General features: G+C 44.9%; 12 protein-coding genes. 5 read left to right on the top strand and 7 right to left on the bottom strand.

Annotated elements, in window-relative coordinates:
• Positions 1–299: 299 nt before the first annotated feature.
• The 3 genes from QUA47_RS03815 (at position 300) to QUA47_RS03805 (ending at position 1725) form a co-directional block, all read left to right on the top strand.
• Entirely contained in the window at positions 300–575 is a 276-nt protein-coding gene (locus QUA47_RS03815; protein WP_333429778.1) for a hypothetical protein, read from the top strand.
• A 16-nt stretch (positions 576–591) separates the two neighbouring features.
• Positions 592–906 (top strand): RNA-binding protein, encoded by a 315-nt coding sequence (locus QUA47_RS03810; protein ID WP_333429777.1) that lies wholly within the window; start codon positions 592–594, stop codon positions 904–906.
• Between the two features lie 360 nt (positions 907–1266).
• Entirely contained in the window at positions 1267–1725 is a 459-nt protein-coding gene (locus QUA47_RS03805) for a phosphate-starvation-inducible PsiE family protein (RefSeq protein WP_333286404.1), read from the top strand.
• A gap of 170 nt (positions 1726–1895) precedes the next feature.
• On the opposite strand, the gene rimM is transcribed toward QUA47_RS03805, so the two are convergent.
• The 3 genes from rimM to QUA47_RS03790 form a co-directional block, all read right to left on the bottom strand.
• Positions 1896–2537 (bottom strand): ribosome maturation factor RimM, encoded by a 642-nt coding sequence (gene rimM, locus QUA47_RS03800; protein WP_333429776.1) that lies wholly within the window; start codon positions 2535–2537, stop codon positions 1896–1898.
• Between the two features lie 150 nt (positions 2538–2687).
• On the bottom strand, positions 2688–3320 hold the full coding sequence (locus QUA47_RS03795; RefSeq protein ID WP_006632834.1) for a response regulator: 633 nt from the start codon (positions 3318–3320) through the stop codon (positions 2688–2690).
• A gap of 153 nt (positions 3321–3473) precedes the next feature.
• Entirely contained in the window at positions 3474–4748 is a 1275-nt protein-coding gene (locus tag QUA47_RS03790; protein ID WP_333429775.1) for a molybdopterin-binding protein, read from the bottom strand.
• A gap of 900 nt (positions 4749–5648) precedes the next feature.
• On the opposite strand from QUA47_RS03790, the gene QUA47_RS03785 reads away from it, so the two are divergent.
• Both QUA47_RS03785 and cobO read left to right on the top strand, forming a co-directional pair.
• Positions 5649–6227, top strand: coding sequence for a Uma2 family endonuclease (locus tag QUA47_RS03785; protein ID WP_333429774.1), 579 nt, complete (start codon positions 5649–5651; stop codon positions 6225–6227).
• 58 nt (positions 6228–6285) lie between these two features.
• Positions 6286–6909, top strand: a complete 624-nt coding sequence (cobO, locus tag QUA47_RS03780; RefSeq protein ID WP_333214609.1) for a cob(I)yrinic acid a,c-diamide adenosyltransferase — start codon at positions 6286–6288, stop codon at positions 6907–6909.
• A gap of 49 nt (positions 6910–6958) precedes the next feature.
• On the opposite strand, the gene QUA47_RS03775 is transcribed toward cobO, so the two are convergent.
• The 4 genes from QUA47_RS03775 to QUA47_RS03760 all read right to left on the bottom strand — a co-directional run bounded on the left by QUA47_RS03775 (position 6959) and on the right by QUA47_RS03760 (position 14170).
• Positions 6959–9631, bottom strand: a complete 2673-nt coding sequence (locus QUA47_RS03775) for a CHASE4 domain-containing protein (RefSeq protein ID WP_333429773.1) — start codon at positions 9629–9631, stop codon at positions 6959–6961.
• Positions 9592–10089: a hypothetical protein gene (locus QUA47_RS03770; protein WP_333429772.1), complete on the bottom strand. Its 498-nt coding sequence runs from the start codon at positions 10087–10089 to the stop codon at positions 9592–9594. The genes QUA47_RS03775 and QUA47_RS03770 overlap by 40 nt, the downstream gene beginning before the upstream one ends.
• A gap of 464 nt (positions 10090–10553) precedes the next feature.
• Positions 10554–11558, bottom strand: coding sequence for an RNA polymerase sigma factor, RpoD/SigA family (locus QUA47_RS03765; RefSeq protein WP_190662649.1), 1005 nt, complete (start codon positions 11556–11558; stop codon positions 10554–10556).
• A gap of 878 nt (positions 11559–12436) precedes the next feature.
• Positions 12437–14170, bottom strand: coding sequence for an ATP-binding protein (locus QUA47_RS03760; protein ID WP_333429771.1), 1734 nt, complete (start codon positions 14168–14170; stop codon positions 12437–12439).
• Between the last annotated feature and the right edge of the window lie 89 nt (positions 14171–14259).

Raw genomic sequence — 14259 nt, 5'->3', positions numbered from 1 at the left:
CGAAGAATGAGCGGGAAGCCCCGGGCGATCGACATGGGGATGAACCGGGTTGATGTTCGGCGAGACGTTCGACAAGCGCTTAGTCAATCGCTCTGAGCCGAACGATTTGAGATTTACTCCACAGATAGATGTGGGATTTTGAACAAGAGTCTAAAATTGGGATCTCTCCAAGACAGGAGTGGGAGGCTTGTATCCGTTTTTCGGGTAACAACCTCTTTCGATCGAGCAATTGTGAACCCGGACATACCCTACACATAAATCTTAAATCCCAAATCCCAGATCTAAAACCTAAAATCGTTATGCCATTACGCAGCCTAAGAACTGGGTTTCCCCGGCAGAGCCCGGGAACAAGAAAAATTAAATTTATTTATTCTGAGTTGTTCCTTCTTGATTGGGGGTTTTTGCTTCCGCAGAATGCCTTCTGGCGAATAGCTTCTGCTTTCTTTTTAATTAATCGAGTCAGACAATTGCCGTTTGCACCTCAAGGTGCTATGATGGTTTTACAAGGCTTTATTTTCGGCAGTACAGTTCGTTCGATCGGCGTTCCTCCGGATTTAAATCTCTACACACTCTGATTCTGGAGAATGTTCAATGTCAATCTATGTCGGCAATTTATCCTACGAAGTAACGCAGGAGCACCTCAACCAAACTTTTGGAGAGTACGGAACAGTAAAGCGCGTTCAGTTGCCTGCTGACCGGGAAACAGGTCGGATGCGGGGCTTCGCTTTTGTAGAAATGTCTACTGAAGCAGAAGAAGCCGCAGCCATTGAGGCTCTTGACGGTGCTGAGTGGATGGGTCGCGACCTCAAAGTCAACAAAGCAAAACCCCGTGAAGAACGTGGTTCCAATGCTGGTGGTGGTAACTGGGGTAACAACGATCGCGGTGGCAATTCTCGTCGCTACTAAACCACCCGAGCTAAATTTTTAGCTATCTTGTATATTGCGTCGGAGCAAGCTGGGAATCAACGATCATTCTCTGTTGAGAAGGGATAGTTAGTTCAGTGATTGCACCGCGCCTTAAAAGCCTCAAAATATTGCTAGACAATAGTTTGAGGCTTTTTTCTGGCAAAAATTATTAATCAGGAGTTCGATCGCGTGCGATCGATCCCTAGGTGACACGAAAAATTATAAAATATAACAGGTAGATAAAGAACCCTTGTCCAGCACCAGGGTGGCACAGCGAAACCAGGCAATCCCAGAGTTAAACCCTTGCAAAGTGTACCGAACAATGACAGAATCATCAAGAAAGATGACTAAATCACCGGTATGCTGAAAAAAATATTTAGGCAAATTTCTAAGTTAGGGAATGAAGAAAATTTTCTGCATTTTACGGAAAGTGTAGAGGTAATAATATCGAAAATTTTATCACTGGCGATGATTTTGGTAATTATCGTCAGCGTTTGCGATTTGCTGGTGTTTTTAGCAAAAGAATTGGTAAACCACAGTGATAATTTGTTAAAAGACACGTTGTTTGTCATATTTGGGTTATTTTTAAATGTTTTAATTGCTCTGGAAATCTTGGAAAATATTACAGCTTATCTGAAAAAGCACGTAATTCAAGTAGAGCTAGTTATTGTAACTTCTTTGATAGCAGTATCTCGAAAAATAATCATTCTTGACCTGGAAAAGAAAACAGCAGCCGACTTGATTGGTTTGGCGATTGCAATTTTCGCGCTTTCTATCAGCTACTTGATAGTGCGGTACACAAATAAAGAAAAAGATTAATATGGGGAATTGAGAAGTGGGAATTTTAAATAACTAATATAGCAATCCTCGCATCATTCGTGAATTGCTTACTGCCTCCCCTTACCAAGGGGAGGGTTGGGGTGAGGTAAAAAATTTACGACTTATTTAGAATTGCTCTATCATATCCGGTCGATTGACCAGAAATGATATTATTCCAATAAACCAGGAGGAGGCATAATTTCAATTCTGCCTTGTTCTAAGTCCACAACTGGCACAATTTCTTCCACAAAAGGAATCAAAATTTTTGTGGATTTAGGCTCTTTAACGCGAATATTCCGTGGTTTGCGGGTATTTCTGGGGTCAGCGTTGGCTTTGGGAGTTTCCGGCTGTTTTGGCTTTTCTAATTCTGCGGCGACAGTTTCCGGCGGCGTTAGATTCGTTTCTACTTCTAAAAGGTCGTTACCTGCAGGAATAATATCACTTACCTTGCCTAGGATTTCCCCGGTTAACTGGTTAAAAACTTCCATACCGATCAAATCTTGGACGTAAAACTCATCAGATTCGAGGTAAGGTCGATCGGTCTTTTCAACAAACAACTTACAGCCCCGCAGCGCCTCAGCACTATCGCGGTCTTCCACACCCTCTAGCTCTACAGCATACAGCCCTTTGCCGGGAATGTAGCGACCGCCCAAAAACTCGATCGGTTCCGGTTCACTTTTGTTAGGGCGCAAAATCCACCGCTTCCCCGCTTCGATAAACCTTTCCGGGAAATCCGAATCGGGATAGACTCGCACTTCCCCGTCCAAACCTTGAGCTGCTACAATTTTACCGATTTCTATCCACTCAGACATAGATTATATCACTCAAATTTCTAGTAATTGATAATGGGAATTTGGTGTTTGGAATTTGGAATCCGCAATGGGGAATTGGGAAGAAAGCAACTGAAAAATGTTGAATTATTTTTATTCCTTCTTGCCTCTTCCCTCTTCCTTCTTCCTTCTTTACACTAATCCAGTTCTCAGCGCTACAACTGCTGCTTGCACGCGGTCATCCACTGCCAACTTATTCATAATACCGCGAACGTGAGTTTTAATCGTATTTGGACTCAAGTAAAGCGCCGCTGCTATCTCGGGATTGCTGTTACCTTCCACCATTAATTTTAACACCTCCAATTCCCGCTGCGACAACTGACCAAAAGTAGTTGTAGAGGCAGGTATCGGGGGTTTGAGGTGCTCGATGACAGTGCGCGCAATTTGAGGGTCAAGGTATGTAGCTCCCTCTGCTGCGGCTGCAATTGCTGCTAACAGCCTGTCTACGGAAGCACCTTTAATGCAATAAGCATCAGCACCACTAGAAAGGGCAGCAATAATTTCAGTTTCTGCCGTGTGAGAAGTTAACATTACTACTCTAACTTCTGGCAGTTGTGCTTTAATTTGCTGCGTCGCTGCTATGCCGTCGAGCCGCGGCAAACCGATATCCATCACAATAATATCAGGTTTGAGTTTCAGTGCGGCTGCTACGCCTAAATACCCGTCTTCTGCTTGTCCTACTATTTCTATTTCTGGGGAATCGGCTAAAACTTGCTCTAATCCCAGTTGCATCATCGGGTCATCTTCAACAATTAAAATTCTCATAATAATACGAAGGAAGTTCGGCAACGGATTGTGTAACGGATGTAAGGAAGAAGGAAGAAGGAAGAAGGAAGAAGGAAGAAGGAAGATTACTTAGTTGTTAATATTTTACATGAACTTCTACCGAACTAATAACAAATACCAAATAACAACTAACTAATGACTAACTTTTAAAACCTCCACGAATTCGCCCGGTACAATCCAGGTGTCCGCTGGTGGCAAAACTGCTAAACCACTTGTATTGGCGAGGTTAATTAAATTCGCTGAATTTTGGCTGCCGCTAGCAGGTTCAAATTCCCACACTCCCGCAACTAAATGTAGTTTACCCCAAACATAAGTTTCGCGCCGGCCAGGCGATCGCAATTCAGCATTACACCTAGCTTTGACAAACTCCGGCCCCCAAGCATCCGCCGCAAGCCCAGAAATTTTTCTCAAAGCAGGCACAACAAACCGCCAACAGCAGACTAAAGCCGAAACCGGATTTCCCGGCAAACCAAAATAGAGACAATCCGAACTAAAACTCGGAGAATCATCACTTTTTTCACCTCGTTTAAACTCAGCAACCGTTAAAGGTTTCCCCGGCTTAATCGCCACAGAACTAATGTGAACTTTTCCTCCCAAATCCGCCAAAATTTTCTCGACATAATCGTAGTCTCCTACCGAGACGCCCCCCGTAGAAAGCACCACATCCGCCGTCGCAACAGCCCGGGATATCGCCTTGTTTAACGCATCTTCATTATCCGGAACAATCCCCAATCGAATCGGTTCAAATCCCATTTGGGCCAACAAAACTGTCAAAGCATACTGATTCGAGTCTACCAGTTTCCCCGGTGCCAAAGGTTCGTCAGGCGATACCAATTCGTCACCCGTAGAAAAAATTGCCACCCGCAGCCGCCGATAAACTGGAACTTGAATGCACTGGGCAGTTGCTAACACCGCCATTTCTGGGGCGTTGATAACTGTACCGGGAGTTAGCAAAGGTGTTCCTGCTTGATAAAAAGCGCCTTTGTGCCTGACAAATGCTTGCGGTTTTTCAGGAGAAACTAAGATAAAAATGCGATCGCCCTCACGCCTTGTTTTTTCCTGCATTACCACCGTATCAGCACCCGCTGGCATCATAGCACCCGTAAAAATTCGCGCCGCTTGCCCCGATTGGACGGTATTTTGAGGCTGATATCCGGCTGGAATCTCTTCAACTACTTCGAGTACCACTGGTTTTTCGGCGCTACAGTTTTCCACATCAGCAAACCGCACCGCGTACCCATCCATTGCTGAATTATCCCAATAAGGAAAATCAAGGGAACCAGTTACGGGGGCAGCCAAAATGCGCCCCGATGCTGCCAGCAAGTCTACAGTTTCTACATCCCGCTGACTGTCGAGGGGTTGCGCCAAATTTAGAACGATCGATTCTGCTTCTTTCACTGACAGCATGACTGTCTCCTTGTTTTGATTACACTCCTGATTAAGTTTAGCAAAATCTCCAGAGATATTGGTGATATAATTTTTTTGTATTTTGGCAGTAAACCTAATTTTTGGTATTAATTGCTGATGACTATTTCTCGCTTGGTTGTCCGACTAAATTGTTTATCCTTCTTCCTAGTGGCGCTGCTGATACTTTTAACTCAACTTTCCGGCTTAAAAGTCAGCGATTTATTCTTTCACCCTTATTTTTCTCCCAATCCCAATGTCGCCTTGTTAACTCGGATATTCCAGATTTTATGTTCTGTACCAGTCATTGTTTGTACTTTCACCTATGGACTAGCTCAAAGTATTCAACCGCGCAATTCCGCAAATCGATTTATTCTCTTCTCCGCTCTTTTAACAGGTGGATTTCTTCTGAATCACAGTTACAGAATTCATATATATATGATAGCCTTAGGCATTCCAAAGCTAGGAGTAAGCCTTTTGTACGCCGTTGTTTTGTGCTCCTACGGATGGTTTTTTCGGCGAGAACTACAGTTGACTCCCTACCCAATATTGTTAGCTGGTTTGGGCTTGTTGTTTTTTGCGATCGGCGTCGATTCCCTGCATTTAAAAAACAAAATATTTTCCAGCTTACTAGAGGGAGTACCTAAATTGTTTAGCGAAATCAACATTGCGTTTTATTATTGGTATGTCTGTAAGTGTTTCCTCCTAAAAGCTTTATATAAAAATTTTGAGAGTTAGTTATAAGTAGATGATATAATGATATCACCAGTGCCTCCCAAAAAATACAACTCAAATCCTTCTTCCCACCTCAATAATATTTACAGCATCTGCATCGCTCGGCATTTATCCGCATTCATATACATTATGTGGCTTAAAAATCCCAACGCATCCTGATAAAATACCATGATAGCAGTTACCATCAACTTCAACTCCATAGTTAAACTAACCGACGACCAATTTTATCAACTGTGTCGCGAAAACCCCGATGTCAAATTTGAACGCAACGCCAAAGGAGAAATAATCATCATGCCACCTACGGGAGGAGAAACCGGAAGTTATAACTCAGAAATTAATGCGGATTTTGTGATTTGGAACCGACAAACCCAACTGGGAATTTGTTTCGATTCTTCAACTTGCTTCAAACTGCCCAGCGGTGCAAATCGTTCTCCCGATGTCTCTTGGATAAAAAAGGAAAGATGGGACGCACTTACTCCCGAACAAAAACAAAAATTCCCTCCCATCGCCCCAGATTTTGTCTTGGAATTAATGTCGCCCACCGATAGTTTAAAAGATACCCAAGACAAAATGCAAGAATACATGAACAACCAAGTAAAACTAGGTTGGTTAATCAACCGCAAAACCCGCCGAGTCGAAATCTATCGCCCAGGACAAGAAGTAGAAATACTGGAATCTCCCGCCGAACTTTTAGGAGAAGATGTTTTGCCCGGTTTCGTGCTAAACTTGCAGCTAGTCTGGCAATAACTAAAAAGTCTGCATCCATCAGCGTCTATTGGCGTTCATCTGCCGTTAAAAAAATCTAATGGAAACTAAAGAAACAACTTCCCTAACAGCCGAACAGCACAAACAGAAAATGCAGCGCCGCCAAGAAGTACAGGCGCAGCGCATCGCTAACTCCTCAAAAGAAAAAGGTTTAATTATAGTCAATACTGGTAACGGGAAAGGCAAAACTACAGCCGCTTTGGGAATGGTAGTGCGATCGCTCGGTCACGGATACCGCGTCGCTATAGTACAATTTATCAAGGGAGCTTGGGAACCCGCAGAAAAAGCCGTTTTTCAACTCTGGGAAAAACAGCTAGAATTCCACGCAATGGGGGAAGGCTTTACCTGGGACACGCAAAACCGCGATCGAGATATCGAAACAGCTCAAAAAGCCTGGGAAAAATCCCTAACTTTCATCTGCAATCCCGAATTTAAATTAGTTCTTTTAGATGAAGTCAATATAGCATTAAAACTAGGTTATTTGCAAGTCGAGCAAGTGCTTTCCGGGTTAGAACAAAAACCAGAAGAAACCCACATTATTTTAACAGGCAGAGGCGCCCCGCCAGCGCTAATCGAACGGGCAGACTTAGTGACAGAAATGACTTTAGTTAAGCATCCATTCCGAGAACAAGGGATTAAAGCTCAACCAGGCATTGAGTATTAATGTTGTTTGTAGTCAAGACTTTTGCGCCCCTCTAAAATTTAAAAAAGAGCTATGCTGGCAACATCAGAGTAAAAGTTGACCCCTTGCCAAACTCGCTACTCACAGTAATTTCTCCCCCCAGCATCTGAGAGTATTTCTGCGCTATTGCCAAGCCCAAACCCGTACCTCCGTACTTGCGGGTAGTCGAAGCATCAGCTTGCGTAAAAGGTTGAAATAACTTTTGTAGCTGTTCAGGAGTAATCCCAATCCCCGTATCAGTACACTTAATAATTAACTGTTCCCAATTCCCACTATTCTCGTTATTTTTTATTCTTTCAACGCTGAGTGTAACCGTTCCTTTATGAGTAAACTTAGCTGCATTACTGAGCAAATTAAACAAAATTTGAGTAAACTTAGTTTGATCGGAATACAATTCGCCAATATTATTAGGACACTCCACATTCAGGCGATTAGTGTTTCGCAAAAATAGCGGTTCAACAGTTCTGGCTACATCTTGAACTGCCTCCGACACGTCAAAAGTTTCTAATTCAAGTTCCGCGTGACCGGCTTCAATCTTCGACAAGTCCAGAATATCATTAATTAAAGAAAGTAAAAGCTGGCCTGAATTGTGAATTCTCTCCAAATCCGAAACAAAATTTTCTTCGCCCAAATCTAAAGCCTCTTCTTGCAGAATCTCGCTGTAACCGATAATCGCATTCAGAGGAGTTCGCAGTTCGTGGCTCATGTTAGCCAAAAACTGACTTTTAGCCAAACTAGCTGCTTCTGCGGCTTCCTTTGCCTTGTAGAGTTCTGCCTCGGCTTGCAAGCGGTCGGTCACGTCGTGAGCAAGCACTAATTCAGCATTTCTGCTATCAAATACCAGAGCATAAGAAGTAATTTCTACATCAATAATTGTTCCGTCTTTTTTCTGGTGCTGCCACAGACCTGCAAACTCAATACCGGCATCTACTTGGGAGATGTTTTCTAGCAATCTCGGCAGCTCTTGGGGGGGACGAATGTCCGCAACGGTCATGTTGAGAAATTCGTCGCGAGTGTAGCCGTAGTGTTGGACAGCAGCCTGATTGACGGCTATAAATTCCAGAGTTTCTAAATCGTAAACCCACATCGGATGGGGGTTATTTTTAAACAAAAGTCTGTAGCGTTCTTCCGAGGCTCGCAGTTCGGCTTCGGCTTGTTTGCGCTCGGTAATGTCGCGGACAACCGTGCAAATAATCTCGCGGCCGCCGTAGGAAATCACGCTCCCGCTCACTTCCACGTCCACGCAGGAACCGTCTCGGCGGCGGTAGAGAACTTCGCCAATTCTGAATTGTTTGTTCGTCAGCAGCAACTCGATATTGTTGTCAATTATGTCTTTAGAGTAAGCGATGATATCGTAAATAGTTAGTTGCGAAATCGCATCCAGACTGTAATCGAGCAAGTCTCTAAACGCTGTATTGGCTTCCAAAAGGCGTTTGGTTTGAGCGTCCCATAGGAAAATACAATCTGTAGCTTGCTCGACTACCGCTCGATAGCGGGCTTTTTCCTCAAGTTGTTCGCTTTCGGCTTGGGCGATCGCACTCAACATTCCGTTGATAGTATGGGCAAGGTCTGACAACTCATCTTCACCCGTAACCGGCAGTCGCACCGAGAGGTCTTGGCTGCTGCTGACGTGGTTCACTGCTTTCGCCAAACCGCTCAACCGAGACAGCACCAGACGCTCTAGCAGCAGCAGAGTGCAGCCGACCAACCCAACTCCCGCTAACGCTACAGACCCCAGCAGGTACAGCAAACTAATTTGACCTTGCCGATATATTTCTCTGGGGATATCCACCCGCAACAGCAGCGCAGGTTGGTTGTAAATATCGCGGATCAGGGCGTAACCCGCGATCGACTCTTCGCTTAAAGGACGCACCAAAATCGGCTTTTTTTCCGACAGTTTCTCCCGCGCTTTCTGAAAGTCAGCAGGCAACCCAGGCTCATTAACGCTGTGTACGATTAGCGGCAAGCGAGTAATTTTAGAAAGCTTCGCAATGCCCGCAGCATCCAAGTTGCGCCCGAATATCAGCGTACCTCGGATCGGGCCGGTGCTTTTAGTCCTGACAATTGGCCGGGAAGTAATCAGTATTGGCCCTGACGGTAGCAGCAGGATACCAGCGAGGCTGCTTTTGGCGTTGCGGTGCTGCAACAGCGGGTCGCTGAGAGAAATGCGCCGTTTTAATGCTTCTGGAACAGGCGTTAATTTCAGCTTTTCGCTGTCTAAACCCCTACCGTAAACTATTTGGCCAGAAGTATTGACAAATACGGCTATATTAACTCTTATATTAGCCAGCCCTTCTGGAATTAAATTGGAGGCAATGAATTTTGAGTTGCGGTTTTGGATAAAATCGTAGGTGTCGTTCCAGGCCGACCAGTCGGCAAAGCGCGAGTTGAAGTCGTCTGCCGTTTGCCCGAATACGCTGAGCACTCCCTTGACAACCTGTGTGGCTTCTTGTTCCTCTGCTTTGATCAGGCTGCCCAAGAGGATGCTTGAGGAGGCGACATACAGAATGCCAGTCAATGCAGCGATGGTAATGCCAACGATCGATAGTGTTTTCCGACGCAGTTTCATCTTGCCATGTGTGTGGTGTCCGTCCGAAATTCTCAACTCAGGAGCAATTTTACCGCTGTTTCCTGAACCCTGACTGGTGGCGCAGCGCGTGTTTCCTACTTTTCCCACACCTGCTGTTTGTGAGATTCTTTGCAAATACCCAAGATGCGCCGATCGTTGTCGCTGATGGTGGAAATTGGGTAATACTGTTGCAGATTTACGGAGTAGGGAGAGCGACTGCCGTCGTAACTGTCAACTACTGTTAAATTTAACTGAGTTCGATCGCTTGTGCCGTAAAAACAGTAAAAAGCAGACCGAGGCAGGTAAAAAGCTCCGACTACCTTACTCTGCCGCATTTCCAATACCAAATATTCTTGTTTAATTTCATCTGGCTTGCTCGACTGGCCGTAGAGGTAAATGCCATCTGCTAAACCTGTGCTAGCTGTATCTGGCGCAGGATTTGGGGGAGATTGCGAGCTTAAAACGCCGGATTTGATGTCCGAGTCCTGTACCAGGCGTGCGGGGAATGCGATGCTGAAGTTACCGGGCGAGAGAGCAAGCACGATCGCAATCGCTTCTAAACTTCCTGTCAATATCAAATAAGTCAAAACCACTCCAGACCCCAAAATTTAAAATACCTGGTTCCAAGCGCCTCTTGTACCAGTTTCACAAAGATCGTAGAGAAACCGGGTATTTGGCTTAATGTTGGCTATTAACTTGAAGGAACAATCGCCCGCCCGGTTCCTGAACTTAAATGTAAGATTAGTTTGGACAAATTTTGCGTCCGCCCCGATCGGGCGATCGAGCCGTCAAATGATACCATTTTAGATTTTAAATTTTATAGTCCTGGACGCATATACTACGATTTTCTGTCTGCAGACAACGTAGTGAAGCAATCTCAAACCCTTGATTTAAGCTCGATAGTGCGTAAGTCGTGTTTTAGATTAAAGAATGGAATAATTGGGAATGACCTCTTGCCTAATTGTGTGAATCACGGGCTTACAGTTACATTTTTTTTTCAAACTGGTATAGACGTAAAAAAAGTTGAGATTTTGGGAAATCTCAACTTTTTTAGTGACTAACTAGCCAAGTATTCTCGGACTTGAGATTGGCGGCGTCGCAGGTGGGCGAGGGCTTGATGTTCTAGCTGCCGCACCCGTTCCCGGCTGAGATTGAGGCGTTCTCCCACTTTCGCCAGAGACATTTCTGTGCCGTCTTCCAAACCGAAGCGCAGAATTATCACATCTCGCTGCTGGGGGGTCAGTTCTGATATCAAAGTATCGAGGTCTTGCCGCAGTAATTCCGAGGTAATGTAGTTGTCGGGAGATGCAGTTTCGTCTTCTAAGAGTTCTTGCAGTTCGGTATCTTGGTTGTCTCCTACCCGCAAGTCCAAAGAAACTGGATGTCTTGCCATCAGCAGGTATTCCCGAATTTGGGAAGGGTGCAGTTCCAAGGCCGCGGCAATTTCCCCGGGGGAGGGAGACCGGCCCAACTGCTGGGTAAGTTCCCGCTGCACTTTTTTGATTTTGTTGAGTTTTTCGGTGATGTGAATTGGCAATCGAATTGTGCGGGCGTGTTGCGCGATCGCGCGGGTAATTGCTTGCCGAATCCACCAGTAGGCATAGGTAGAAAATTTGTATCCCCGCATCGGGTCAAATTTTTCAACTCCTCGTTCTAAACCGAGGGTGCCTTCTTGGATTAAATCCAAGAATTCCATATTGCGTTTCTGGTATTTTTTGGCGATCGCGACTACTAGCCGCAAATTCGCTTCAATCATCTTTTGCTTGGCGCGCCGCCCTATGTGTAAGATCCGGCTAAGTTCGGGTTCGGTCAACTCCATTTCGGCAGCCCACTCTTGATCCGTCAGATCCCGCTGCCATTCTTTAGCAAGTGCTTGTTTTGCTTCGATTAATTTCATCATTTGCTGCACCTGCTTCCCGAAAACAATTTCTTCTTCTCGGGTTAGCAGAGGTACGCGACCGATCTCGTGCAGATAGGTACGAACCGTATCCGTTGAGGAGTATGGCCGGCTGCCCATGCGATCGGCTTTCACTGTTTTGTTTTTGGGGGTTATGGTGGACATGGGTGAGTATTGCACTCCTTGTAACAACAGATAAAAAGTTGGTGATACCCTGTCCCACTTTTGCAAGTGGGATAAAGACTGCGACAAAGGGGATGTTTCCCCTCCTGTTTATCGGTGACGATCGGTAGAAGCTTTTTGTTTGGGATTACTTTTATGCTGGATTTTTCAGTAATCCCCGTCGATTTCCGGTAGCTCGCTAGCTTTAACGGCTAGTTCAAGGCGAAGTGGAGCAAGAGTTTAGTTTTCTCAATATTATTCCCAATTTTGAGGATCGTAAAGGGTAAAAACCTCTGTCTTAAGGTCAAGATTCTACATTTTTCCTTAAGGTTTTGAATTCCCTGTTAGTTTTAACTGCCACTTAACTTCACAATACTCATGCAAACAGACTCATGCAATTCGAGGGCTTTGTTTTGCTCTCTGTTCCATCATCGCTTGAAATTTTCTCGCTGCCTAGATGCTGGGATGCGAGATAACCGAACTCGATCGCCGTATTAGAGGCGAGTAACTGTTTAAAATATTTATTGACATTTTTATTTAAATATGTTAACCAAATTCGGCTACGAGTAACGACAAGGTGTATAAAGGCTGGCTGTTGCCCTGTTTGACTTTCATTGTGCTGCGAGGCTCCATCATCTCCATCATGTTTAAGCTTAGGCAAATTTTGGGCAGTTAGGGATGAGGGGTGAGGGGGTGAAAGGGGAAAAGCTTCTGACTGAAAGCTGGGGTCTAATTTTTTTGACGTTCGATCGCACTTTTTCGTTTATAACTGAGGCAAAAATTAGATATTTATGTCATTACCAGCGATCGCCAATTGTTCCCAAAGACTAATTTACAGTAACATTTGCCTAAGTTCTGTAATGAATCTAGGAGTTGTCAATCTAAAATCCCAAATCCATTTTAGCAGATTCTGCCTCGGCAAATACTTGTTCATCGGGCATTTCTTGCCAGTCAATATCCCCAATTTCTCTGTAGAATTGCTCGTCATAGGGGCGAGTTTGCACGACTACGGGCATGGGTACGGCGTGTCCCAAAACTAATGCTTGCTGTTTGGAGTCGAGTTTTGCCAAAACTGAACGCAAACTCTGCCCTCCCGAAACGCCGGTAAAAATAGCATCGATGTCTTTATCATCGTTTAGCAAAGCAGTAATGCGCGTTCCGACTTGCGACATGACTTCGGCATCGATGCCAGAAGGACGCTGGTCTACAATCAGCAGGGTGACAAAGTATTTTCGCATTTCTCGGGCGATCGTACCGAAAATAGTCGATCGCACGATCGCCGGATCGAGAAAGCGGTGAGCTTCCTCTATGGTAATCACCAACGGCTGCGGGCGATCGCACGGATTTTTACTCTGCAAAAACTTCTCTGCTTTCCGCACATAAGCTTGGTGAATGCGGCGAGTAATCACGTTTGCCGCCAACATATAGGACAGCAAATCCGAGTGCGAACCGAACTCAATTACTACATTTTTTCCACCATCTAAACACTGCAAGACTTCAGTTACATAATTTTTCGGACAGCGTTTCCGAATGTATTTCAAATCATTCAGTCGCTCTAATTTGCGCTGCAAAGCCATAATCGAAGATTTATTTCCCCGCTTTTCTTCGCAAAACATTTGGATATCTTCGTTGGTCATTTCCAACAACTTGTTGATCCAACCACTTCCCAACTCATTTCGCAAAATAATCGCATTTTCGATACTAGCTTCCGACAAATTTAACTCGCGCTGCACTAGCGCGATGTCTTCCACTTCAATTTGATCGAAACTCAAAAACAACTCTTGAGCGTCGCGGACTCCCCGGCGTTTGGTCGATTCTGGATCAAGGGTATAAATCTGAATTTTATCGGGAAACAACTGCCGCAAACCTTTAACAGTGCTGAACTGTTTCCCTTCCGAAACAGCTTCCCACCCGTACTCCGAGTGCATATCGAAAATTAAATTAACAGCAGCTTGCTTGCGAATAATTCCCGATAGAAGCAAGCGAGTCAGAAAAGATTTTCCCGTCCCCGACTTGCCAAAAACCCCGTTGCTGCGTTCCACAAATCGGTCTAAATCCAAGCACACAGCAACGTCCATGTCAATCGGTTTGCCGATCGCAAAATTGCGGCGATACGGGTCATCTTCCCAGCCAAAAACTGCCCGAAAATCAGTTTCTTTGGCATCAAACACCTGCGAAAAGTGGCTGGGAATAGTTTTGACAGGCAGCAATTCAATATCCGCACCGGTGTGTGACTCAAAAGAAGCCAAATTTCCTAACGCGAGCTTATTCTCGCGAACTCCGCCGTTTTTCGTCGGGTCGAAAATTGCCTGCTGTTTTTCTCGTTCAGCAGTCAACATCAACATCGGCGACAGTTCGATCGTACCGTAGGTGCTGCTACCGGCTAGCACTGCGAGAAGAAAATCGTCGTCTGGATTGGGAGGATTGGATAAAATGCGGGCGCTAGAAGTTCCGAGAGACACGTCGGTGAGCATACAGAAAAAGTGCGATCGCACCCCCCGCACTACTAGAAATTTCCCCACCCTCATATCTTCCACCGAAACGTCGGCGTGCAGTCGCACTTCTAATCCCTTGCTCAGAGAACCTTGAATAACAGAGCCTAACGGTCGATCCATTTTAGATTTTAGATTTTAGATTGTAGATTGTTAATAATCGAGCAATTTTCGATGGGCGATTTTTTATTTTAGATTTTCGATTGTTAACA

Origin of the sequence: Microcoleus sp. MON2_D5 (genome assembly GCF_036701905.1) — a bacterium.
Lineage (GTDB): Bacteria > Cyanobacteriota > Cyanobacteriia > Cyanobacteriales > Microcoleaceae > Microcoleus.
The sequence above is the reverse complement of the archived record's forward strand: the minus strand, read 5'-3'. Positions and strand labels throughout refer to the sequence as shown.

Coding starts and splice junctions, on each gene's coding strand:
- QUA47_RS03815 (WP_333429778.1), top strand. CDS start 300: ATGCCATTACGCAGCCTAAGAACTGGGTTTCCCCGGCAGAGCCCGGGA.
- QUA47_RS03810 (WP_333429777.1), top strand. CDS start 592: ATGTCAATCTATGTCGGCAATTTATCCTACGAAGTAACGCAGGAGCAC.
- QUA47_RS03805 (WP_333286404.1), top strand. CDS start 1,267: ATGCTGAAAAAAATATTTAGGCAAATTTCTAAGTTAGGGAATGAAGAA.
- rimM (WP_333429776.1), bottom strand. CDS start 2,537: ATGTCTGAGTGGATAGAAATCGGTAAAATTGTAGCAGCTCAAGGTTTG.
- QUA47_RS03795 (WP_006632834.1), bottom strand. CDS start 3,320: ATGAGAATTTTAATTGTTGAAGATGACCCGATGATGCAACTGGGATTA.
- QUA47_RS03790 (WP_333429775.1), bottom strand. CDS start 4,748: ATGCTGTCAGTGAAAGAAGCAGAATCGATCGTTCTAAATTTGGCGCAA.
- QUA47_RS03785 (WP_333429774.1), top strand. CDS start 5,649: ATGATAGCAGTTACCATCAACTTCAACTCCATAGTTAAACTAACCGAC.
- cobO (WP_333214609.1), top strand. CDS start 6,286: ATGGAAACTAAAGAAACAACTTCCCTAACAGCCGAACAGCACAAACAG.
- QUA47_RS03765 (WP_190662649.1), bottom strand. CDS start 11,558: ATGTCCACCATAACCCCCAAAAACAAAACAGTGAAAGCCGATCGCATG.
- QUA47_RS03760 (WP_333429771.1), bottom strand. CDS start 14,170: ATGGATCGACCGTTAGGCTCTGTTATTCAAGGTTCTCTGAGCAAGGGA.